A 21,042-nucleotide genomic window follows, 5' to 3' on the forward strand; every position below is an offset into this window, starting at 1 on the left:
GCATATATAGTGATGACGAATTAATCGAGGGATGGATATAGAAACAAGAAAAGTACAGCAAACCGGAGGTTCTACATATATTATTTCTCTCCCTAAACCCTGGGCACAGAGAATGGGAGTTGAAGCAGGCTCCAGAGTATCCGTCAGAAACCAACCCGATGGATCCCTTAATATAGCCACTCTGGACACCACAACAAAACCCAAAAAACGTAAGATGGAAATCACCAATTACAAGGGAGAAGGCCTGATACGTAACATAATTGCTGCCTATGTTGCCGGTTACGACCTTATTGAACTTGTGTCCCCAAGAATACTTGCCGAGCAAAAAAAAATAATACGAGAAATTTGCCACAAATTAATCGGCCCCGAAATCATCGAGGAAACCTCCAAAAGTGTCCTCATACAGGATCTACTCAACCCTGAAGAAGTTTCCATCAAAAAAAGTATCCGCAGAATGTACCTTATTTCCACTTCAATGCACAAGGACGCCATCCAGTCTCTCAGGACCGGTGAAAAAGACCTTGCACTTGATGTGATGCTCAGGGATGATGAAGTGGACAGATTGTTTTTACTTATCTCAAAACAGTTCCGCTCTCTGTTCAGAGGGACACGGCTTGCCGATACTACAGAGACATCCATTGATGAATATCATGACTTCCGACTTGTTGCAAGTTCTCTGGAAAGGATTGCAGACCATGCCCACAGGATCGCAGGAGTTACCAGAAAACTGCAAGGGCCTGTTCCCGAAGAAATAATGGGGCCTATAGAAAGGGCGAGCGAGGAGGCACGCAGTACTGTGGAAAAGGCAATTGATGCCCTCTATGGTTGTGATGTGAAACTGGCAAATAAAACCATTGAGAACATACAGCACATAAAAACCGATGTTGACAAACTCAATGCATCCTTTATGAAGCTAAAAGATGTAGGGACTGTAGTCGGACTGGGAACTGTGGCCGATAGTATAGAGAGGACAGCAGAATACGGCACAAATATCGCTGAGACTGCTATAAATATGGCCATCGCCACTACAGAAGAAAGTGCCTGAATTGAAAAACAGACGCTTATTTATATAATGATAATATCAGAAATCAAGAGGACAATTCCCACATCATAAATGGAGGAAATAGATGGGAGTAATAAGATCATTAAGAAGAAACTTCACAGGTCTCCTGAAGAAACTGCTCAATAAAAAAAGTGCAAGGATTGGCATTTATGGTCCCCCGAATGCAGGAAAGACCACCCTTGCAAATCGCATACTACGTGACTGGACAGGAGATGCCATGGGTTCGGTATCCAATGTTGCACATGAGACACGCCGTGCCAGGAGAAGAGAAGGGGTAACAATCAAAGGCAATGGTAATTCATTATCACTTGATATTATAGACACTCCCGGTCTTGCTACAAAGATAGATTTCCATGAATTCATGGAGCAGGGAATGAGTGAAGCAGAATCCAAACGCAGGGCAAAGGAAGCCACCGAAGGAGTAATTGAAGCGGTCAAATGGCTGGAAAGCCTTGACGGTATAATCCTTGTAATGGATGCAACCGAAGACCCGTTTACCCAGGTGAATGTCACGGTCATAGGAAATATGGAAGCCCGCGGTCTTCCACTCTTAATAGCTGCCAACAAGATTGATCGTGAAGATTCATCGCCTTCAACAATTAGGGAAGCGTTCCCCCAGCATCCACTCGTTGCCATATCTGCCCTTGAAGGAAAGAACATTGATACTCTTTATGAGGAAATTGCAAAGAGATTCGGGTGATTGAAATGCAGGGAATTCAAATGGATTTACTTTCAGAGGATCGGCTTGCAAGGATGAGCCCTGTGGAAAAGATTCGTTTCATCATTGATGAAGTCAAAAACGGTAAAATCCTTGTACTGGAAAGAGGACTCAGTCCTGAGGAAGAAGCCAATCTTATCGAGATGACAATGACACAAATAGCACCTGATGAATTCTCAGGGATCGAAATGGAGACGTATCCAGCCCACGAAACAAAGTCTTTTCTGGGAAAACTTTTCAACAAAGGCCCAAAAGGCAGACTGACCCTTATAGGCCCGGCCGATCAGCTTAAGACCCTCAAAAAAGACAGGGATATGATTACAGCATTGGTATCCTCAAACAGATAAGTGTTGTTTAACCTATGGAATCCATAGAAAGAGACATTAAGGAAAATACCAGCAACCAGTCCCTTTCATCTTATGAAATGGGGAGAGACGACGTCAATGTCATTTGTACCTATGGAAAAATATCTGTGTGGTTTGGCAGGCAGACTCCTGAAGTCGTTGTTGGGAGAATTCTTATATCTATTTCCCGGATTGATAAATCCGCCGTCCATGAAGTGGAAATTGTTTGTCCTTTTGAGAAAATAACAGAATATGAAAGCCATGGATATGTATTGGTATCCTACGCTAAATGTGAAAGTGGTTACAGGGCTACATTCCACATACCCTTCTATAACAAAAAGGCCCTTTTCTTTTTTGCAGAACACATAGTCAGAAAATTGCAGCAGAGAGATGTAAAAATAGATATATACTGGAATGGGGATGATTCAGACATCACCCGATTAACCGAGCACCTCAAAGAAATTGATGACTGGAAAGTAAAAAACATAAATTACAAGGATAGCAGTAAAGAAAAACAGGAGAAATAAAGAGAATGAATACCTGTAATGAATGTGAACACCTCACATTATCCATGGAATTGATGGCCGATCAAATAAAGGACATAGCACAGAGGCTTGACAAGGAAAGTATCAAGAAAACCATTGAGTACATAATGAATGCAGATTCCATATTTATAACAGGAGCTGGAAGGTCAGGCCTTGTTGGGAAAGCTTTTGCTATGCGGCTCATGCACCTGGGATTTACAAGTTATGTTGTAGGAGAATCTACAACCCCTGCAGTACACAAGAACGATGTAGTAATTGCCATTTCCGGCTCAGGAGAAACACGTTCAATATCCGATCTGGGAAGAATTGCTAAGGATATCGGAGCGACTCTGATAACAGTAACCTCCAACAAGGATTCCACACTTGGCCATATATCAGATGCAACCCTGGAAATACATGGACGCAGCAAGGAAGATACCGGTGGTTATCTTGAAAGACACATGAGAGGAGAATATTCCCACCTCACACCTCTGGGAACTTCCTTTGAAATTTCTTCTCTTGTATTCCTTGATGCCCTTATTACAGAATTGATCTATATCACAGGTGCATCAGAAGCAGATCTTAAATCACGCCACGCTAAACTGGAGTGAAACATGTTTGCCGGGAAATTCTCACAAAGGGTACAGGGCATTGATACATCCGGCATCCGTAAGATCTTCGAAGCGGCCGGATCGGATGCCATCAATCTTGGCCTGGGCCAGCCGGATTTCGACACTCCCGAACATGTAAAAAAGGGTGCAATCGATGCCATAAATGAAGGATTTACAGGCTATACCCTGGGACCCGGCATCACAGAACTCAGGGAGGCATTGAGCAAAAAGTTCCGGGAAGAAAATGCAATTGCCACTACACCGGATGACATAATCGTAACGTCCGGTGCCTCAGAAGCCCTGGAGATTGCACTTGCATCACTGGTAAACCCGGGAGATGAAGTTCTTCTTGCAGATCCGGGTTTCGTATCATACGCATCTCTGGCAGGAATCATGGGAGGAAAAGGAATCGGTGTGCCCCTGTCCGATGACCTGAGAATGCAACCTGAAGACGTGATGGAAAAGATCACGTCAAAAACCAAAGCTTTTATCGTGAATTCTCCTTCCAATCCCACAGGGTCCGTCCAGACGAAAAAGGATATGAAAGGATTTGCCGAGATTGCAGATGACTATGACCTTACACTGATTTCTGATGAAGTCTATGAGCATTTCATCTATGAAGGAGAACATGTCAGCCCCGCCCAATATTCTGACAATGTAATTACCGTGAATGCAACATCAAAGACCTATTCGATGACCGGCTGGAGACTGGGATATGTAACCGCTTCTTCAGAATACATCCAGCAAATGTTAAAAGTTCATCAATATGTACAGGCGTGTGCATGTTCCATGTCCCAGAGGGCTGCCCTTGCTGCCATTCAGGGACCCTTTGACCCGGTTGTGCATATGCGCGAAGAATTTAAAAAACGCAGGGATATGCTCATAGAAGGGCTCAATGGGATGGGTATCAAATGCCACAAGCCCGCAGGTGCATTTTATGCATTTCCCGAGGTCGAACCTGAATACGCCCAGCAACTTATCGCAAATGGAGTAGTGGTCGTGCCGGGTGAAGCATTCGGTGAAGGTGGAGCAGGACATATGCGCATATCATACGCCACCTCCATGGAAAACATAAAAAAAGCAATGAAAATTATGGAAGAAATACTCTAAATTATTCTTCCAGACGCTCGAGTAACAACGAAAGCGCCTCATCTATTCCTTCACCGGAGAGGGTGGACATTTCAATATCCACTTTAAATGTGTTGTTTCCACAAAGGTCCAATTTGTTTGCAGCGACCAGCACAGGCAATCCAAAATTATTCCGCACATCATCAAGCAATTTTACCTGCTGGGACATTTCATAGCCACAGGTTTCGCTGGGATCAAGGATGAAAATTACCACTGCATCAAGATATTTCAGAGCAGTAATAGCCTGCATCTCCACTTCGTTGCGATCCGACATAGGACGATCGAGCAGACCGGGGGTGTCGATTACCTGATAGCGGTTATATCCTCGCATAAAGTGACCTATCGTAACACCCTTGGTTGTAAAGGGGTATGAGGCAACCTCTGGTCTTGCATCGGTGACAGCAGCCACAAAACTCGACTTACCCACATTGGGATAACCCGCCACAACTATTGTGGGTTCTTCCCTCACATCCGGAAGCTTGCGAAGCTTGTTGCGTGCTTCATTCAGATACAAAAGGTCCTTCTTGATGGATGAAATAACGGAAGCCATCCTGCCAAAAGCTTCTTTTCGTACCTGTGGTGATGAAGGGGCACCTCTCATTTTCTGGACATATTCTCTGGAGAGATCATGGATCTTATAAGATGCCCAGTCAAGCCGGGATAAGGATTGCCTCATCCTGTCGACATCAACAAGAATCTGGGCCAGTTCATAATAAAAAGGTGGTATGGTTTCAAAACTGGGGAACCTCCTCACAATATTGGAGAGATTATCTGTCAGGATGTTACCTGCAGTAAGTACCATTGATTCGTCTGCTTTCAGAGCAGCCTCCCTACCTCCTCTCTTCTTACCTGCATTTGCACGACTGGCCCGCCTGAAAGCCTTGTCTACAAGTTCATCTTCTGTAGGTACTGTACTAATCTTCTCAAATATCATGATACGATTACCTTCCGATTGCGACAAACACAAGTAAGATATATAGTCTTTATTCTGCAAAAACACTATTTATAAATACAGCTTTTGATCATTTCTTACTACAAAGCGGTGGTCATCATGGAACTTACTCCAATCCAGAAAGAAATACTAATTGCATTGATAAATTTACAGCGCCAGAAAGATTCGGCCGTTAAAGGGGAAGAGATTGCCGATCTGATTGACCGCAATCCAGGGACAGTCCGAAACCAGATGCAATCCCTGAAAATGCTGGGACTTGTAGAAGGAGTCCCCGGCCCAAAAGGAGGATACCGTGCAACGGGTACCGCCTATGAAGCTCTTAGTGTCACATCCATGGAACATGAAGCAATTGTGCCTATCTATCGTAATGGGGAACTTGTACAGGGAGCTACAGCTGCTGAGATCATATTCACAACAGTCAGGCATCCAGACCTTTGCAATGGCAGGATTAAAGTAATAGGCAATGTCCGCAGTTTCCTCGAAGGAGACCAGGTGCAGGTAGGCCCAACACCTGTAAACAGGCTGATAGTCCGAGGGGAAATTGTAGGCAGGGATGATACCGAAAATTCCCTTCTATTCTCAATAAACGAAATGGTTTCACTACCCAAAAAATCCGTCAAACATTACATAACTCACCAGCCAATTTATGTGAATGTCAATTCAACCATCCAGGAAGCTGCCAGGATATTGGTAAGCAACAATATACACGGTGCTCCCGTGGAAGATAATGGCAAGATGGTCGGGGTTGTGACATTCACAGATATAGGAGAAGCTCTTGCAAGTGGAAAAATGACACTCAAAGTTAAAGATATTATGACAAGGGATCTTATCACCATTAACGGGAATTCTTCCCTCAGTGATGCGGTCCAGATGTTCAACAAGTATGACATCGGAAGACTTGTGGTGACACTCAACGACGAGCCTGCAGGACTGTTATCAAAAACCGATGTACTGCACGAACTTGCTGTTTACTGAAATATCAGTGACGTCTGCCTTTCATCTCAGCAGATATCTCGTCCAGGGTAATATTGTTGGCTGAAAGCATAACCAGCATGTGGAAAAACAAATCGCAGGATTCCTCAATAATCCTGTCTTTCTGTCCATTTTTTGCGGCAAGGATTACTTCAGTGGATTCTTCACCTATTTTTTCCAGAATCTTATCCATCCCTTTATCGTGCTTCAAAAGAGAGCATACATAAGAACCCTCAACTGCGTTTTCTTTGCGATCTTCTATAACATCATATACGTCTTCTAGAACTGAAATTGAACTCATTGGTAATCACTCCCTGAAGAAAGGAATACAAGTTTTCCAAAGGATATATGATATTATATGATTTTCCCTTCTTCAATAGCCAATGCCTATATATGCCTGCAAAAAATAAATTAAATGAGGAAGAGGTAAATGATATCTTTCCAAGGAGTCAGAAAAATGATAGGGGAAAATATGCAGGTAAAAGATGCAATGAGCAGAGGAGTGGTTACAGTACCAATGGATGCAACCGCAGCAGAGGTAGCAGAAACAATGGCAAATCGTGATGTTTCTGCTGTTGTAGCAGTTGACGAAAATGGTGAAACCTTTGGATTTGTTTCCGAAATGGATATTCTCTCCAGACTCGGAAACAAAAACTGGGAAATTGCCTCAATAGAAGATTTGATGGCATCATCTGTTAAAACCGTAAATCCGGATATGAAACTAAAGGATGCGGCAAAACAGATGGCTGAAAAGCACATTCATCGCCTGATAGTAATGTCAGAGGAAAAGGTAGGTGCGTCATACAGGCCAATCGGGATACTGAGCCCGGTAGACGTAATAAAATATCTTGTTCAAAAATAAATAGGATGACGTTGGAAGAAAAACCAGTATGACGGGACACCTTTAAGCTTTTCAGCCAACGTCTTATCATCCAATTAACATTGATAAATATATTTTTTGTGGTCTCCCGTCTACTGCTTACTTATATTTTTCTTGGATCGGTTATTTCACCTGTCAGTGCAGCAGCTGCAGCTGTCGCAGGAGAGCCCAGATAAACAAAGGATTCAGCACTTCCTTCCCTGCCACGGAAGTTCCTGTTAGAGGTTGCCAGGCCAACTTCACCGTCACCCAGAAGGCCGAATGAGCCACCCATACAAGGTCCACAACATGCAGATTCCACAATTGCACCGGCTTCCATGAACTGTTCTATATAGCCGGCCCTGAGGGCTTTCATGTATTCAGTCCTTGAAGCAGGTATAACCAGCAGCCTGACGCCCTCTGCAACGGGTTCATCACCCATCATATTGGCAACAATTTCAAGGTCCTCAAACCTGCCGTTGGTACAGGAGCCTACGAATACCTGATCCACTTTTGTTCCTTCTAATTCTGAAACGGGCTTTACATTGTCAACATTATGAGGACAGGCAAGCTGTGGCTCCAGGTTCGACACATCGTAGTGACGGATATCCTGATAATCCGCACCTTCATCGGAAACCCAATGGGAATCAAGCTTGTATCCAGGAATCCTTTCCTGAAGATATTTTTCGGTAACACTATCCGGTTCGATGATACCTGCTTTTCCTCCCATCTCTATGGCCATATTGGACATGGTCATCCTTTCGGAGATAGAAAAGGAACGTACTGTCGAACCTGCATATTCCGCAGCCATGTATCTTGCACCTTCAACACCCACATCTCCTATCAGGTGAAGGATGAGGTCCTTGGAATAAACCCTCTCGGGCAATTTTCCTTCAACTTCAAAGCGAATGGTCTGGGGAACACGGAACCAGAGTTTGCCAGAAGCAAGTACCGCTGCCATATCCGTAGAGCCCACACCGGTGGAAAAAGCCCCCAGGGAACCATAGGCACATGTATGTGAATCCGAACCTACTACGAGGTCACCGGGTTTCACATGTCCCTTTTCGGGCACCACCTGGTGACAGACCCCTTCATAAACGTCATAATTGAGAATATTCTGTTCCTGTGCAAACTCACGCAGCATGATATGATTCTTTGCTGCATGGAGGGAATCAGCCGGAACCTGATGGTCAAACAGGATTACAATCTTGCTGGGATCCCACACTTTTTTCTCGTCCCTGCCTTTCATGATTTCATAGAAACCATCTACAGCCAGTGGACCGGTTATGTCATGGGTCATTGCAAGGTCAATATTAGCAAGGACAAAGTCCCCGGCTTTGACTTCCTTGCCCGATGCCCGGGAAAATATCTTTTCTGAAATTGTCATTGGATGAGAGTCATTGGCAGACATGATAATCAGCAAAAATAATGTGTGATATAATTAATAAACCAATCGATAGAATCATTTGTCATCGGGTTTCCATTTACCCCTGCTATCATGTACAATCATTTTATAATCAGCAACAGGCCGGGATACCAGAAATAATAATCCCTCATTAAAGTGCCTGTAGGTCATCAGAGTATCCCGAAGTTCAATTATATAGCGTTGTAACACTTCATCTGCAAGCCTGCGCGCATGATAAAGGGAAAAAACCCTATCCATACCACCGCATTCAGAAATTTCCAGCTTGCCTTCTGCAATATAGAAGGGATAGGTCCTGCAGAGAAGGGGCCTGAAGGGATATATGGTACATCCGGCATCACCCAGGAAGACACACTCGCCGTTTGTTTTCCTTTTGAGCCTCCAGCCAAATGTATGTACATTACCTTCAGTATCTGCCAGAAACATATCTTCTTCTGCTACTGTCGGTTCAATAGCATCTATATTGCCACTTTTTTTCAAGTTGCCAATATCAAAATAGGTTAGCAGTACGCTGTTATCTCCTGTGGAAAATTTGCAGCACCTGCCACATCCAATGCATCTGAAACCAGTACGGGCTATTTCCATGACCAGATCATGAAGAGGTATAGAAATAGATTCCAGGATCTGGTTTTCCAGATCCTTCAAAATAAGTGAGCGAGATTCTTTTTCTTTCATTCAGATCTTATTCATCCACTTCCTCTACCCCAACAGCCTTGAGGAATTTCTTAACTACTGCTTCATCCACGAGTTTCAGTAAAGTCTGACGGTCCTTTATGTCACTGAAAACCCCCAGAGCGATCTGTGCACCTGCAGCTGTGGAATGACCTCCGGCAGAACCTTCACCAAAGGCCTTTTTCAGGATGGTACCCAAATTGACACGGATATCATTGCTGCGTCCTGAAATATAGATAACATCATCACTTACACCAAATACTATTGTGGTAAATATACCCTCAAGATTGAGTAAGTAATCGGCTGCCTGGGGAAGAGCATCCCTGTCCCGGATGATTCCCACATTGGAAAGCAGGTAGCTACCAATGACCTGCCGGTTCTTGATAGCCTGGCCGAGTACATCAAGGGTTTCGATAGACATTGACGGCCTTTCAAGCTGATCCAGAACTTCATGGTCGGCCATCGGATAAAGGAAAGAAGCAGCTGAAAGATCATTGGGATCGGTGTTGCGCTTAAAATCCAGTGTATCGGTACGAATGCCATACAGCAGAGCTGTGGCAATTTCACTGCTGATTTCTATATTCAATTCCTGCAGGTACTTGGTCATTATAGTAGCAGAAGCCCCCACATTGGGGCGAATATCAATAAAATCAGCATCTATTTCAGCATCACCTACAGGATGGTGGTCTATTACCACACCAATATGTGTCCCTTCTGGAAGCATATTGTTTGACCCTGCCACCGCACAATCGACAAGAGCAATCTCATCAAATTCAGATATATCCCGACCTTCCATATGCTCGAGATTGATACCCAGCAGGTTTACAAATGCTTTGTTCTCCTGATGGCCTATTTCACCATTATAGAGAATCGTGGGATACAGACCATAATTTTCGGCCATGAGTTTAAGGGCCAGGGCACCTGCTATAGCATCAGGGTCAGGGTTATCATGAACCACTACAGCAAGGCTTTTCCCAGTGTTTTTTCTGAACCACTGGGAAAGCTGGTTACCGATTCTCACAGATTCAGCACGTTCAAGGGACCTTGAAAGGGATTTTGATACTATCCGGGATGGCATGAACACAAAATCCGCACCAATTTCTTCCATTTCCTGCAGATTAATTACATCCGATGCCCTTGCAACACAGTAGAGAGAAGGACGGAAATGTTTTTTCACATTCCTGAGAGCCTGTTTATTGGCCTCGTTATCTGAACTGACAATCAATACACCGGATAGTTTTTTAGTCTGAAGGCCACGTAGAGTTTCAATCTCGGAAATATCACCCACTATCGCCTCATAGGCTTCCTCACGCAGGGTCTCGACTTTTTGTGGGTCCTTATCAACTATGATAAGTTCTTTTCCTAATTCCCTCAATGCCTTTGCTGTGGCAAAACCAATACTTCCACTTCCAAGTATCAGATAGGTAGGTTTAAAACGTGTCCTTTCAGGTTCATTTTCTTTTGGTGCGGCGGGAATGAGAATATACCTCCCTGTAGAAGATGAAATAATCCCTAACTATTAAGACATTTTCGTCTCAAAATGGTGAATAAAAGATAAAACAGCAGAAATTTCATTAACTCAGAAGAACAATAAATAACAGAGGAAAGAATGCAATCTATTACACCTGACAGAATGAAAGCCATAGACACAAACTGCACACATCTGGGATTGAAAGGGATACAGCTTATGGAAAATGCAGGAGCTGCGATTGCACGTAAAGTGTTATCCCTGGATGTTCACAACAATGTATTGATCGTGGCAGGAAGGGGAAATAATGGCGGCGATGCATTTGTTGCCGCCCGTCATCTAAGTTATTATGATAATATTAGAGCAAGGGTGATCCTGGCGGGGAAAGCAAGCGGCATAAGAACAAAGGACGCATTGGAAAATTTCAATTTATTGAAACATTGTGGTATTAAGGGCCTGGCTGAGATTACGGATTCCACACAATCCGATGTTTTCCAATGGTTCAAAGAAGCGGATGTCATTGTAGATGGCCTGCTTGGCACGGGAATCCGGGGACATGTCAGGGAACCTGAAGCTACATTGATAGATGCCATTAATACCGGCAACTCCTATGTGGTTGCAGTAGACACGCCCTCGGGTCTCGATCCTGCTACTGGAAAGGGTGAGAATACTGTCATGGCAGATACAACCCTGACATTCCACAGAATGAAAACCGGCCTCGAAAACCAGGGTGAATTTACAGGAGATGTCGAAGTTATCAATATCGGCGTTTGCAGGGACGCAGAAGACACTGTAAACAGAGGGGACCTGGAACCTCTGCTCAAACGTCGTATTGATTCACATAAAGGACAGTCAGGCAGGGTACTTATCATCGGAGGAGGTAGATACTCCGGAGCACCGGCCCTTTCAGCAATGGCTGCCCTGCGCACCGGTGCAGACATTGTGACCGTTGCCTCCCCGGCAAATGTGTCGGACACAATCGCCTCATTTTCCCCCAACCTCATTGTCAGGAAATTATCCTCTGAAATTCTGCATACAAACGATATTGAAATCTTAAAAGACCTTATTCATGCACACGATGTGGTGGTTATCGGAATGGGGCTGGGTAACGAAGAAACAATACACCAGGCAATACACCAAATCCTGCCCCTATGCAAGAAAGTTGTTGCGGACGCAGATGCCCTTAATGAATTACAACTGCCCCCTCCTGAAAATTGTGAAATGATACTTACGCCTCATCCCGGGGAATTCGCCAGACTTACAGGAAAGGAAGTTGAAAAAGAACTGCCTGCAAGGGCCAAAATGTTACATGATTTTTCCCGGGAAAATAAAGTTATAACCATCCTAAAGGGGAAAACCGATATTATTTCTGATGGCAAATACATAAGACAAAACTATAGTGGAAATGCCGGTATGTCCGTTGGCGGCACAGGAGACGTGCTCGCAGGAATCGTGGGTGCCCTGTTCTGTCGCACGGATGCGTTTAATGCCGCTTGCTGCGGGGCATTTGTTAATGGAGAGGCAGGAGATGTGGCTTTTGCAAAAAAGGGGTACGGATTACTGGCAACAGATGTGATCGAACATATTACAGACATTATGAGACAATAACAGGTGATAAAATGACACATACAAAAGACAGGAATGTTGTAGTGGATATTGAAAGGAACAGACTGCGAGTTATAATCAGTCATGGAGAAGATGAAGAAATCATCAAGTTGAGTTTTGGTGAAGCCCAGACATTGTACGAAGCCCTCGGGAAAAAACTTGAGGACTATAAGCAGCGCCAGAATCTCAGAATAGATTAAATGGGGCGAATCCGTGGGAGAATTCACTCACATCAAAGATAGCCATGTTCATATGGTCGATGTATCCGGAAAAAGCGAGGTCAAACGCACTGCTCTTGCCCGGGGGAGTATATTCCTTTGTAAAGAAACCATTGAAGAAATCCAAAAGGGATATGTCGAAAAGGGCAATGTACTGGCCACAGCCCGTATTGCCGCCATAATGGCTGTCAAAAAGACTCCGGAACTTATTCCGATGTGCCACCAGATCCCGATAACCGGTATCGACATGGATTTTGAGATATGTAAAGACAGGATTACTGTTAACCTATCCGTCAAATCCAGAGGCCAGACCGGCGTGGAAATGGAAGCAATTACAGGCGTAAGCTGTGCCCTCCTTGCAATATGGGACATGGTCAAGGCACTTGAGAAGGATGAAACCGGAAACTATCCCCATACCCGGATCACTGATATTGAGGTAATACATAAAGTAAAAGAAAGCTGATACCTAATTCTTATAAGTCACCAGTGCATTCATAACCATTATCAAAAAAGCGAGGGAATGATGTGAAAATAATAGCCGGACCAGCTTCCCAATTGCTTGCCTCTAAAGTGGCACAGCAACTCAATACGCCTCCCACAATATGCGACTATAAAAGATTCCCTGACGGGGAACTGTATACCCGCATCAGGGATGACAGCATCGATGATGTTACTATAATACAGAGTACACCTACAGATAGTGATTATGTAGCCCTGCTACAATTAATAGATGCTTGTGAAGAAGCACCAACCATCAACGTTGTAATACCGTATATGGGATATGCCAGACAGGACAAAGTTTTCAATCGGGGAGAACCGGTCAGTGCGCGTGCAATTGGCCGAACCATTAATGCTGACAGGGTTTTCACTGTAAACATACATGAGAGAAGCATACTTGAACATTTCAATGCCGATTCCTTTGACCTTGACGCTTCACACTTAATCGGGAATCATATACGTTCTCTGAACCTGACAGATCCACTCATAATCTCCCCGGATGTTGGTGCCCTCGAACTTGCAAAAAGTGCATCTGCAGATATAGGCATTCCCTACGAACAACTTGAAAAAACAAGGCATAGCGGAGAAAGTGTAACGATTGCTGAAAAAGAGATTGATGTGAGCGGAAGGGATCTGATACTGCTGGACGACATGATTGCAACCGGTGGTACCATGGCAGAATCTATCCGTATGCTTAAAGAGCAGGGTGCAGCAGACATATATGTTGCCTGTATACACCCGGTACTTGCACGCAATGCCGTGGTGCGTCTTTACAATGCTGGTGTCAAGGAGATTATATCCACTGATACCCTTGAAAAACCACAGAGCAGTATCTCGGTAGCCCCCCTGATAGCCGATACTCTTAAAAGCCTCTAATATTCACCTATATGAGGAGTGTTAAGTATGTCTTTACCGGAAATCTGTCCCATTGATAGGACTCATGTGTGCAAAAAAAGAAAGTGTCACCTCTACCATGTGGATTGGCGTAGCGGTGATGAGAACTGTTCCGTTGGGTATAATCAGACCACAAAAATGAGAAGGAGTTCCGAATCTGTAGTGGATGAATATGCTCAACGTGTGAAGGAAAAACTCAGGGACAGAACAGAACCACCGGTAGATTCCAGAGAACCCACAAAAGAAATCCCACAACCAGGAAGAGATAAGGCTCCCACAAAAGAAAAAACCAGAGAGATATCCACAGAAGGAAAGAGGAAAAGTATAGATAAAGCAATGGAACTTGACCTTCCAGATGATTATGAAGAAGAGTTCTGGTCCGACAGATAAAGCAGATAATATGCATGCAGAGATGCTGCAATCTGTTTATAACACACTTATCCGGGAATTTGGTTCACAGCAGTGGTGGCCTGCTGAAACCCCTTTTGAGGTTATAGTCGGAGCAATACTTACCCAGCAGACAAAATGGACCAATGTGGAAAAAGCTATCGATAACCTCAAACAGAAGAATATGATTGAGGCCGGCAAACTGGCAGAGATAGATCTGCAGGAACTTGAAGAGGATGTCAGATGTACCGGATTTTACAGACAAAAGGCCAGCAGATTACAGGAGATATCAATCTATTTTGATCATCACGGAGAAGAAGCACTTTTTTCGCTTCCAACAGAAAAACTGCGCAGGCTTTTACTTGAATTAAAGGGTATCGGACCTGAAACTGCGGATAGTATCCTCTTATATGCTGCCGGGAAACCCTGTTTTGTAATTGATGCATATACGACCAGAATAATGCGATGTATCGGAATTGAGAGCAATTACCACCAGCTGCAGGAAATGTTCGAGAAGAATATTCCAAAAGATGTGGAAATGTACAAGGAATATCACGCCCTGATAGTGGAGTACGCTAAAAGGTACTGTGCGACCAAGCAGTGCCACAAATGTCTCCTGAAGGGGAACAAAGATGGACAAAACTGAATTCAATGAGATACACCGAAGCGTCACGAATGCTTCAGACTTCGAAAAACTGGCCCTGGATTACTGCCAGCCCGTAGGCGTAATCGCTTCCATCCTGCACCAGAAAATTATCGATTATGTCAAGAAAAAATACTATATCATACAGAATAAAAGTGCTTTACTGCTCAAAAAATGGAAAAGGGGCAGCAGTATAATTCAACTTTCAGAAGAATACAAATTCCCTCCTACACTTATAGCTACAACGCTGCTAAAAGAGATGGGGATGTCCAAGAAATACGTATTCAACCACCTAGATGAGATAGAAGACAACCGGCTTGCATCTGAAATAAAGGAAGCTCTTGAAATAGATCTTTATTTTTCACCTGAAGCCCACTCTTTTCAGGCCAGGAAAGGAATATTAGGGGAAATGATTGTAGCCAAGTGGCTTGAATACAGAAATATCGAATATCTAACAGAAGAAGAATTGAGAAAACAAAGTGCAGAAAAGACACCTGATTTTTTCCTTCCTGATCCTGTTGAGATCCGGGGTCAGCAGGTAAACTGGATCGAAAGCAAAGCCGTATTTGGTAACGAAACCGATCATCAGACCTATATCAAAAAGCAGTTTTTCCACTATGAAGAATTATATGGCAGTGGAATGGTGATATACTGGTACGGTTATGTGGATGGGATCAGCCTGGAAGGCCATGTAATAAGTGACTACAGGATAGATGATGAGTTTGATCCAGACATCCTGCGGGATATAGTAGATTTACTCAATCTCGCGCCTGACTGGTAAAATTACATTCCTTCATTGTCTCTCAATGGCGAATAAGGGCCTGTATCACCAAAGTCTTCCTTTAATAAAACATCGCCCTCTACAAGACTGGCATGTGTGCCTATGGTTTCGAGCAACGAATCTACCTCTTCTCCCACAGGTTCCCTCATATTGTTCATTTCAAAAATATCTTGTAAAACAGATATTGCATTTCTTTTCCGGGGATCAGTGATGCGTGTCATTAAAGTTAACACCGTTGATTGTTTTTAAAAACCTGCCGATTTTTACCTATTTTACAAGAGCATTCCGATTTGGTAGACCACTGCACCCACTGTGAATGCAAGGAGTATCGTAAATGTGGAGATCATAACAGTATCCCTTGTGCCCAGCTCATGTTTAAGTATTGCAATGGTTGCAACACATGGAATATATATTGTTGTAATTACAGCAAACACGTACATCTGTAGAGGCGTCAATACCGTTGCAAAATTAGCAGTACCCGCAAGTACCGCCAGTACCTCAAGCGCCATTTCCTTGCGCAATATACCGAATACAAGTGCTGTGGCAGCAAAAGCAGGCAGACCGAGAATCCCCACAGATATAGGAGATACGGCATTCTCGAAAATATCCAGTATACCCAGGCTATCCAGCCCACCCAAAAATGCACTCCCCACTATCAGCAGAGGAAAAGCGATGTAGACAAACTCACGTATCCTAAGCCAGGTCTTTTTAAGAGTGGACACAACATCAGGATGTCTCAACGGACCCATCTCCATTATAAAACCGGTCCGCTCCCCGGGAAGACCCCTACCCAATATCCAGCCGGTTATGAAAATTATAAAGATTTCCAGCACATAGATAGATACTGCAGCCCAATAACCTACAAAAGTGCCTACAAGTCCCAGAATAATAACAGTCCTTGCAGAACAGGGGATAAGGGATATGAGAACCGAAGCGATACGCCTTTCCCTCAATGTATTCAATGCACGGGTAGCCATGATTGCCGGTACATTACAACCCAATCCCAGTACCAGGGGAATCACTGCCCTACCATGCAATCCCATCCTGTGGGTCAGGTTATCCAGCAGGAAAGCTGCGCGAGTCAGGTATCCCGAATCCTCGAAAATGGAGAGTATAATATAAAAAATCCCTATGTAGGGAATTGCAATGGCAAATCCAGCCTCTATGCCCAGCAGGGAATAGATGATCACATTGCGCACAAGGGGGTTGCTTGCTGCAAGCTCCGCTTCAACCGGAGCTATGAGGTAGGTTTCGAAAAGATGGACGATTCCCTCTTCCAGGAATCCCCCAACCCTGAAAACCAGAAGGAAAGTAAGTAAAAGGGCTGCTGCAAGACCCACGACACCCACATATTCAGATGTGAGCATATCATCAATACGATGCTTTAGAGAAGTGTCCTTTTCTACAATTGACTGCACCGAGTCTGTAATCTGGCCGGCTTCCCCATAGAGGTCTCTTGCCATGGTATCTGAAATAGCCATATTGTGGGCATCTTCGATCTCTGAAGCCATTTCTGAAGCTTTTGACAAAAGCAGGTCTGCCTCATGGGGTCTGCAGCACATGCGTACAAAATCACTGTCATTTTCAAGGGCACGCAATCTTATTACAGAGGCAGTATCAGGAAAATCCACTCCAAGGTCATTGATAGCGTTAGTTATATGGTTATCATAGTGAACACGGATTCGCCCTGCTGGTGAAAGGGATGGGTCAACTGCTTCTTTCAGGACCTCCTCAAGCCCGATTCCCTTGGTGGCAACAGTAGGTACAACCGGCACACCAAGTAGCCGGGATAATTTGGGGGCGTCAATATCAATACCCATTTCCCTGGCGGCATCCAGCTGATTTAGGGCAATTACTACGGGTACACCGAGTTCCAGTATCTGGAGGGTAAGATACAGGTTACGTTCCAGTCTTGTGGCATCCACCACATTTACAATCACATCGGGATATTCACGCAGCAGGTATTCCTTTGAGACCCGTTCGTCCTCTGTGGATGTACCCAGTGAATAAATACCCGGCAAATCAACGATATCTATTTTCTTCTGGCCAACCTTTACAGTCCCGCGTGTCATTTCCACAGTGGTTCCCGGATAATTGGAAACCATGACACCCACACCGGTGACCCTGGAAAAAAAAGCACTTTTACCTACACTGGGATTGCCAACAAAGGCAATTGTCATGTCATGATCGCCGTCATGCATGCGTTTTTCGGCTGCCCCGCAGCAAGAATCAGGAATGAGTACCACGTCTCCGCTGCCTGTGGTCGTTTTCTGCAGGTTTTACAAAGATTTTTTCCGCCACTTCTTTTCCCAGGGCTATTTCAGTACCCTTGGTAATTATAGAAATGCATCCCTGTTTCTGTTTTCTTTTGATTTCAATATCCTCTCCTGCGACCATCCCCAGTGACGTGAGCCTATCCTTGGTCTCTTTTGGCAGGGCAACCATTACCACTTTTCCTTTAGTCTTTTCATTCATTTCTACAAGAGAAATATAATGTTCCCTGCTCAAACTACATTTAGCAGGCAGAGTGGTTTCAGAAATATCGCAAAGGCCTTTTTCTGCCAGATAAGAGCACATTCTTTCAAGTACAACATCTGACATAACATGTTCGAGCGCACAGGCTTCCTGGTCCGCTACTTCTTCATTTATATCAAGTACCCTGGTGAAAAAGTTCTTGAGCACCAGATGTTTTCGCTGGAGATTGTTGGCCTGTATTATTCCGGATTCGGTCAATTCAACCCCGCGATAAGGAGCATGAGTCACAAGACCTTCATCCGAGAGACGCTGTATCATTTCAGTAACTGTTGCCGGAGCAATTTCAAGTTCCTTTGCTATATCCTTGTTCTTGGCCGGGGAACTGGTGCGAGTGATCAAACCCTGTATGGTTTCCAGATATTCTTCGGTTCTCTCAATATACATAAATGACCCACTGCTAGAGGAAAATTAGAATACATATTATATTAGGTTATGCGAAAGTGAAGTAGAGAATCTATAGATATATATTTAACGGCTGTACACAAAGACACTGTTCAGTTAAAACATCTTTCCCATTGATACGGCGTATATGAATTTAGATTTTGATGATTTCTGATGTAATTATGATTAAACATCTGTATCCAGTTATTAATATGCTGAACAAGTCCCTCTTTATGTGGGAAATATTTATCAAACACCTTAATCCTCCTTTTTACAGATTTGAATCATCGCTCGATATAATTTCTGATATCCTCGGATATTACAGTTCTCTTAATCCCGGGTTTCTCCATAACAGTGTACCATGGCCCCCCATCCACAACTGCCCTCTTTGGCATTTCTCCATATATTCGTTTCAAATCCTTAAAGAAAGATTTCGTAGTTAAGTGGTTCCTTGTAGGATATATCTTGGCATAGATTATTCTTTTAGAATCGGGATTTATAGCCGCGTTATAATAATAGTTCTGAGTTTTTCCTCAAACTTAAGTCCCTGCTGGTACACAAGTATGGATAATGCTATGGCTTTTAGATTCCTTCTTTTCCTTTGCACGTAAGATTTAATATCTACCGGCACTAAATCTAATTATGCATTCTGTTCCATTTTCATCCCCTTTAAATGGGGGGATGAATCCCCATTTAGTTATTTTTTAACTGAACAGTGCCTATCTTTTTGCCGAAACGTATATATTCAGGTAATGCTTATGAAGGGCCGCACAAATGGGCCGGTAGCTTAGTCAGGCAGAGCGATGGACTCTTAATCCATAGGCCGAGGGTTCAAATCCCTTCCGGCCCGCCTATTTGCTTTTCTTATTTTAATCTAAGAATATATTGAAGGTGCCGGAAGGCACATTTGTGTCTATGTATGTGGCCACCGACTCTTCAGCATCCCTGTGTTGTCGGGAAGGCATCAACATTTTAACGGTAAATGTCATGTTCTTAACAGGCCTTGTTTGGACTTTAAATTCATTCGGCCTTCTGGAATTTGCACTTTCCGGAAATCATGACTGTACCTGCCATCATGCACCTCAACTGCCACCTTGAATCTCACGATCATGTTTATGCGGGCGTCGGGCTTAGTATTGCCCGTTATTGTGATATTTCCCCAGGTTTGAGCCGCTTGTGTGATACATCCCACTCAATACCAGAGTATTTTGTGTCTGGCTTTTCCTCTATAGGTTTCAATATAGAGCTTATTATTTTGTAAAATCCCAAAAATATGTTGTATCCGGTTGTTGAAATAGAACTCCCCTTATTCTATAAACATAATTGAACGTATGCCAACTTTATTTTCTTAGGCCCGTTTTCAACGAGTTGTTTATATGTATTATCAGTTATTATCTTATATAAAATTCACAGGAGAGTGAGATTTATGCCCAAGGTTAGTGTGGATATCCCCCAGCAGTTGCTTGATGATCTTAATTGTCATGTAGGGGTAGATAGGAAATTCGTGAGTCAGTCGGATGCTATTCGGACTGCAATCCGTAAATTACTGGATAGGATGGATGATGTGGACACAAGGCACGGAAGAATTAAAGAATAAGATTTGATTTCAAATATTCCATGCATTCTGTACCATTTTGCAGATTTTTCATTTCTGTAATAAACAACCCTTCATAACCGTCAACCCTGTCAAATACTTTTTTCCAATTAATACAGCCTTTGCCAAGAGGGAGGTGTTCATCCCTTTTTTCATGGTTGTCATGTATGTGGGAATGGATCATTACTTCTCTGCAGGAATCCAGAAACTCATCAAGCAAGCCCATTGTATTGGCATGGCCAATATCCAGTGTCATGCCTATATTATCCGAATCTGCCTTTTCTATTATTTCCAGTATTTCAGCAGGATATTTTCCAAATATGTGAGGCATATCTGGCATATTCTCCAGTGCAATCGTAATTCCTTTATCCTCTGCAATCGTGCTTATCTCTTTCAGTGATCCTATCGTATTGTCCCAGGCTTTTTCGGGATATAATGCTCCTTCAGGGGAGAGATAACCAGGATGGATTACTGCGATTTCAGCAAGACCTGATGCCATGTGCAGGCAATGTCCCATCTGCCTTATAATTTCTTTGTGTATACCGGGATTGAGGGTTGCAAGGTTTATGTCAGAAAACGGCAGGTGTATTGTGAAGGTCAGGTTTGTTGTATCCTTTATCTGTTGTATCCTGTCAATGTTTTCAGCAGTAATTTTCTGTTTTCCTTCCTGTACAAGTTCAATTGCTGAATATCCCATCTCTTCCAGTTCATAAGCCCATTCAAGTGGCATTTCCCCGCTTGCTCTTGCAGAAAACCCGATTGCCGGTGGCAA

General features: G+C 43.6%; 25 protein-coding genes and 1 tRNA gene. 17 read left to right on the top strand and 9 right to left on the bottom strand.

Features of this window, described 5'->3' with window-relative positions; translation table 11 throughout:
- Positions 1–31 precede the first annotated feature (31 nt).
- The 6 genes from A9957_RS02185 to A9957_RS02210 all read left to right on the top strand — a co-directional run bounded on the left by A9957_RS02185 (position 32) and on the right by A9957_RS02210 (position 4,370).
- Positions 32–1,045 carry a phosphate uptake regulator PhoU gene (locus tag A9957_RS02185; RefSeq protein ID WP_105460249.1) on the top strand — a complete coding sequence of 338 codons (1,014 nt, stop codon included), beginning with the start codon at positions 32–34 and terminating at the stop codon, positions 1,043–1,045.
- Positions 1,046–1,127: 82 nt separating this feature from the next.
- Positions 1,128–1,763: an Era-like GTP-binding protein gene (locus tag A9957_RS02190; protein ID WP_105460250.1), complete on the top strand. Its 636-nt coding sequence runs from the start codon at positions 1,128–1,130 to the stop codon at positions 1,761–1,763.
- 5 nt (positions 1,764–1,768) lie between these two features.
- Complete coding sequence (locus A9957_RS02195; RefSeq protein ID WP_105460368.1) at positions 1,769–2,128, top strand: DUF2073 domain-containing protein; 360 nt, start codon at positions 1,769–1,771, stop codon at positions 2,126–2,128.
- Positions 2,129–2,142: 14 nt separating this feature from the next.
- Positions 2,143–2,652, top strand: coding sequence for a hypothetical protein (locus A9957_RS02200; protein WP_096712085.1), 510 nt, complete (start codon positions 2,143–2,145; stop codon positions 2,650–2,652).
- A gap of 5 nt (positions 2,653–2,657) precedes the next feature.
- On the top strand, positions 2,658–3,260 hold the full coding sequence (hxlB, locus tag A9957_RS02205; protein WP_292343031.1) for a 6-phospho-3-hexuloisomerase: 603 nt from the start codon (positions 2,658–2,660) through the stop codon (positions 3,258–3,260).
- Between the two features lie 3 nt (positions 3,261–3,263).
- On the top strand, positions 3,264–4,370 hold the full coding sequence (locus tag A9957_RS02210; protein ID WP_292343032.1) for a pyridoxal phosphate-dependent aminotransferase: 1,107 nt from the start codon (positions 3,264–3,266) through the stop codon (positions 4,368–4,370).
- A gap of 1 nt (position 4,371) precedes the next feature.
- Here A9957_RS02210 and A9957_RS02215 read toward each other — a convergent pair whose 3' ends face one another.
- Positions 4,372–5,322, bottom strand: a complete 951-nt coding sequence (locus A9957_RS02215) for an NOG1 family protein (RefSeq protein WP_292343034.1) — start codon at positions 5,320–5,322, stop codon at positions 4,372–4,374.
- A 117-nt stretch (positions 5,323–5,439) separates the two neighbouring features.
- Here A9957_RS02215 and A9957_RS02220 point away from each other — a divergent pair, with 117 nt between their 5' ends.
- Positions 5,440–6,315 carry a CBS domain-containing protein gene (locus A9957_RS02220; protein ID WP_096712082.1) on the top strand — a complete coding sequence of 292 codons (876 nt, stop codon included), beginning with the start codon at positions 5,440–5,442 and terminating at the stop codon, positions 6,313–6,315.
- A 4-nt stretch (positions 6,316–6,319) separates the two neighbouring features.
- Here the strand turns inward: A9957_RS02220 and A9957_RS02225 are convergent, their stop codons facing one another.
- Positions 6,320–6,613: a phosphoribosyl-ATP diphosphatase gene (locus A9957_RS02225; protein ID WP_096712081.1), complete on the bottom strand. Its 294-nt coding sequence runs from the start codon at positions 6,611–6,613 to the stop codon at positions 6,320–6,322.
- A gap of 129 nt (positions 6,614–6,742) precedes the next feature.
- Here A9957_RS02225 and A9957_RS02230 point away from each other — a divergent pair, with 129 nt between their 5' ends.
- Positions 6,743–7,174: a CBS domain-containing protein gene (locus A9957_RS02230; protein WP_241646038.1), complete on the top strand. Its 432-nt coding sequence runs from the start codon at positions 6,743–6,745 to the stop codon at positions 7,172–7,174.
- A 121-nt stretch (positions 7,175–7,295) separates the two neighbouring features.
- On the opposite strand, the gene A9957_RS02235 is transcribed toward A9957_RS02230, so the two are convergent.
- The 3 genes from A9957_RS02235 to A9957_RS02245 are packed head-to-tail and all read right to left on the bottom strand — an operon-like array spanning position 7,296 to position 10,686.
- On the bottom strand, positions 7,296–8,582 hold the full coding sequence (locus tag A9957_RS02235; RefSeq protein ID WP_292343036.1) for a 3-isopropylmalate dehydratase large subunit: 1,287 nt from the start codon (positions 8,580–8,582) through the stop codon (positions 7,296–7,298).
- Positions 8,583–8,633: 51 nt separating this feature from the next.
- Positions 8,634–9,269, bottom strand: a complete 636-nt coding sequence (locus A9957_RS02240) for a YkgJ family cysteine cluster protein (RefSeq protein WP_292343038.1) — start codon at positions 9,267–9,269, stop codon at positions 8,634–8,636.
- Between the two features lie 7 nt (positions 9,270–9,276).
- Positions 9,277–10,686 carry a DHH family phosphoesterase gene (locus A9957_RS02245; protein WP_367121669.1) on the bottom strand — a complete coding sequence of 470 codons (1,410 nt, stop codon included), beginning with the start codon at positions 10,684–10,686 and terminating at the stop codon, positions 9,277–9,279.
- A gap of 189 nt (positions 10,687–10,875) precedes the next feature.
- On the opposite strand from A9957_RS02245, the gene A9957_RS02250 reads away from it, so the two are divergent.
- The 7 genes from A9957_RS02250 (at position 10,876) to A9957_RS02280 (ending at position 15,760) form a co-directional block, all read left to right on the top strand.
- On the top strand, positions 10,876–12,342 hold the full coding sequence (locus tag A9957_RS02250; protein WP_292343039.1) for an NAD(P)H-hydrate dehydratase: 1,467 nt from the start codon (positions 10,876–10,878) through the stop codon (positions 12,340–12,342).
- A gap of 11 nt (positions 12,343–12,353) precedes the next feature.
- On the top strand, positions 12,354–12,539 hold the full coding sequence (locus A9957_RS02255) for a hypothetical protein (RefSeq protein ID WP_105460256.1): 186 nt from the start codon (positions 12,354–12,356) through the stop codon (positions 12,537–12,539).
- Positions 12,540–12,552: 13 nt separating this feature from the next.
- Positions 12,553–13,020 carry a cyclic pyranopterin monophosphate synthase MoaC gene (gene moaC / locus A9957_RS02260; protein ID WP_292343041.1) on the top strand — a complete coding sequence of 156 codons (468 nt, stop codon included), beginning with the start codon at positions 12,553–12,555 and terminating at the stop codon, positions 13,018–13,020.
- Positions 13,021–13,082: 62 nt separating this feature from the next.
- The gene (locus tag A9957_RS02265; RefSeq protein ID WP_096712075.1) at positions 13,083–13,931 is read left to right on the top strand and encodes a ribose-phosphate diphosphokinase; all 849 of its coding nucleotides are present in this window, start codon (positions 13,083–13,085) and stop codon (positions 13,929–13,931) included.
- Between the two features lie 27 nt (positions 13,932–13,958).
- Positions 13,959–14,339: a hypothetical protein gene (locus A9957_RS02270; protein ID WP_096712074.1), complete on the top strand. Its 381-nt coding sequence runs from the start codon at positions 13,959–13,961 to the stop codon at positions 14,337–14,339.
- Complete coding sequence (locus A9957_RS02275) at positions 14,311–14,982, top strand: endonuclease III domain-containing protein (protein ID WP_292343043.1); 672 nt, start codon at positions 14,311–14,313, stop codon at positions 14,980–14,982. Before A9957_RS02270 ends, A9957_RS02275 begins: the two co-directional genes overlap by 29 nt.
- A complete protein-coding gene (locus tag A9957_RS02280) occupies positions 14,969–15,760 on the top strand; it encodes a C15orf41 family protein (protein WP_096712073.1) in 792 nt (263 codons plus the stop codon). Before A9957_RS02275 ends, A9957_RS02280 begins: the two co-directional genes overlap by 14 nt.
- Before the next feature lie 2 nt (positions 15,761–15,762).
- Here A9957_RS02280 and A9957_RS02285 read toward each other — a convergent pair whose 3' ends face one another.
- The 3 genes from A9957_RS02285 to A9957_RS02295 are packed head-to-tail and all read right to left on the bottom strand — an operon-like array spanning position 15,763 to position 18,679.
- Positions 15,763–15,981: a hypothetical protein gene (locus A9957_RS02285; protein ID WP_096712072.1), complete on the bottom strand. Its 219-nt coding sequence runs from the start codon at positions 15,979–15,981 to the stop codon at positions 15,763–15,765.
- A 51-nt stretch (positions 15,982–16,032) separates the two neighbouring features.
- Positions 16,033–18,006: a ferrous iron transport protein B gene (gene feoB, locus A9957_RS02290; protein ID WP_308736810.1), complete on the bottom strand. Its 1,974-nt coding sequence runs from the start codon at positions 18,004–18,006 to the stop codon at positions 16,033–16,035.
- The gene (locus A9957_RS02295) at positions 17,990–18,679 is read right to left on the bottom strand and encodes a metal-dependent transcriptional regulator (protein WP_096712071.1); all 690 of its coding nucleotides are present in this window, start codon (positions 18,677–18,679) and stop codon (positions 17,990–17,992) included. The genes feoB and A9957_RS02295 overlap by 17 nt, the downstream gene beginning before the upstream one ends.
- A gap of 773 nt (positions 18,680–19,452) precedes the next feature.
- On the opposite strand from A9957_RS02295, the gene A9957_RS02300 reads away from it, so the two are divergent.
- Positions 19,453–19,526 (top strand) — tRNA-Lys (locus A9957_RS02300).
- 576 nt (positions 19,527–20,102) lie between these two features.
- On the top strand, positions 20,103–20,273 hold the full coding sequence (locus A9957_RS02305; RefSeq protein WP_096712068.1) for a type II toxin-antitoxin system ParD family antitoxin: 171 nt from the start codon (positions 20,103–20,105) through the stop codon (positions 20,271–20,273).
- Here A9957_RS02305 and A9957_RS02310 read toward each other — a convergent pair.
- Positions 20,263–21,042 carry a sugar phosphate isomerase/epimerase family protein gene (locus tag A9957_RS02310; RefSeq protein WP_096712067.1) on the bottom strand — a complete coding sequence of 260 codons (780 nt, stop codon included), beginning with the start codon at positions 21,040–21,042 and terminating at the stop codon, positions 20,263–20,265. The genes A9957_RS02305 and A9957_RS02310 overlap by 11 nt on opposite strands.

This window comes from Methanohalophilus sp. DAL1 (assembly GCF_001683555.1).
Classification (GTDB): Archaea; Halobacteriota; Methanosarcinia; order Methanosarcinales; family Methanosarcinaceae; genus Methanohalophilus; species Methanohalophilus euhalobius.

Excerpts from the sequence above, each read along its gene's own strand:
- A9957_RS02305 (WP_096712068.1), top strand. The coding sequence starts at position 20,103 with ATGCCCAAGGTTAGTGTGGATATCCCCCAGCAGTTGCTTGATGATCTT.
- A9957_RS02230 (WP_241646038.1), top strand. The coding sequence starts at position 6,743 with ATGATATCTTTCCAAGGAGTCAGAAAAATGATAGGGGAAAATATGCAG.
- A9957_RS02195 (WP_105460368.1), top strand. The coding sequence starts at position 1,769 with ATGCAGGGAATTCAAATGGATTTACTTTCAGAGGATCGGCTTGCAAGG.
- A9957_RS02225 (WP_096712081.1), bottom strand. The coding sequence starts at position 6,613 with ATGAGTTCAATTTCAGTTCTAGAAGACGTATATGATGTTATAGAAGAT.
- A9957_RS02285 (WP_096712072.1), bottom strand. The coding sequence starts at position 15,981 with ATGACACGCATCACTGATCCCCGGAAAAGAAATGCAATATCTGTTTTA.
- A9957_RS02270 (WP_096712074.1), top strand. The coding sequence starts at position 13,959 with ATGTCTTTACCGGAAATCTGTCCCATTGATAGGACTCATGTGTGCAAA.
- A9957_RS02250 (WP_292343039.1), top strand. The coding sequence starts at position 10,876 with ATGCAATCTATTACACCTGACAGAATGAAAGCCATAGACACAAACTGC.
- A9957_RS02185 (WP_105460249.1), top strand. The coding sequence starts at position 32 with ATGGATATAGAAACAAGAAAAGTACAGCAAACCGGAGGTTCTACATAT.
- A9957_RS02255 (WP_105460256.1), top strand. The coding sequence starts at position 12,354 with ATGACACATACAAAAGACAGGAATGTTGTAGTGGATATTGAAAGGAAC.
- A9957_RS02190 (WP_105460250.1), top strand. The coding sequence starts at position 1,128 with ATGGGAGTAATAAGATCATTAAGAAGAAACTTCACAGGTCTCCTGAAG.
- A9957_RS02215 (WP_292343034.1), bottom strand. The coding sequence starts at position 5,322 with ATGATATTTGAGAAGATTAGTACAGTACCTACAGAAGATGAACTTGTA.
- A9957_RS02235 (WP_292343036.1), bottom strand. The coding sequence starts at position 8,582 with ATGTCTGCCAATGACTCTCATCCAATGACAATTTCAGAAAAGATATTT.
- A9957_RS02275 (WP_292343043.1), top strand. The coding sequence starts at position 14,311 with ATGAAGAAGAGTTCTGGTCCGACAGATAAAGCAGATAATATGCATGCA.
- A9957_RS02240 (WP_292343038.1), bottom strand. The coding sequence starts at position 9,269 with ATGAAAGAAAAAGAATCTCGCTCACTTATTTTGAAGGATCTGGAAAAC.
- A9957_RS02210 (WP_292343032.1), top strand. The coding sequence starts at position 3,264 with ATGTTTGCCGGGAAATTCTCACAAAGGGTACAGGGCATTGATACATCC.
- A9957_RS02200 (WP_096712085.1), top strand. The coding sequence starts at position 2,143 with ATGGAATCCATAGAAAGAGACATTAAGGAAAATACCAGCAACCAGTCC.
- A9957_RS02220 (WP_096712082.1), top strand. The coding sequence starts at position 5,440 with ATGGAACTTACTCCAATCCAGAAAGAAATACTAATTGCATTGATAAAT.
- hxlB (WP_292343031.1), top strand. The coding sequence starts at position 2,658 with ATGAATACCTGTAATGAATGTGAACACCTCACATTATCCATGGAATTG.
- A9957_RS02295 (WP_096712071.1), bottom strand. The coding sequence starts at position 18,679 with ATGTATATTGAGAGAACCGAAGAATATCTGGAAACCATACAGGGTTTG.
- A9957_RS02280 (WP_096712073.1), top strand. The coding sequence starts at position 14,969 with ATGGACAAAACTGAATTCAATGAGATACACCGAAGCGTCACGAATGCT.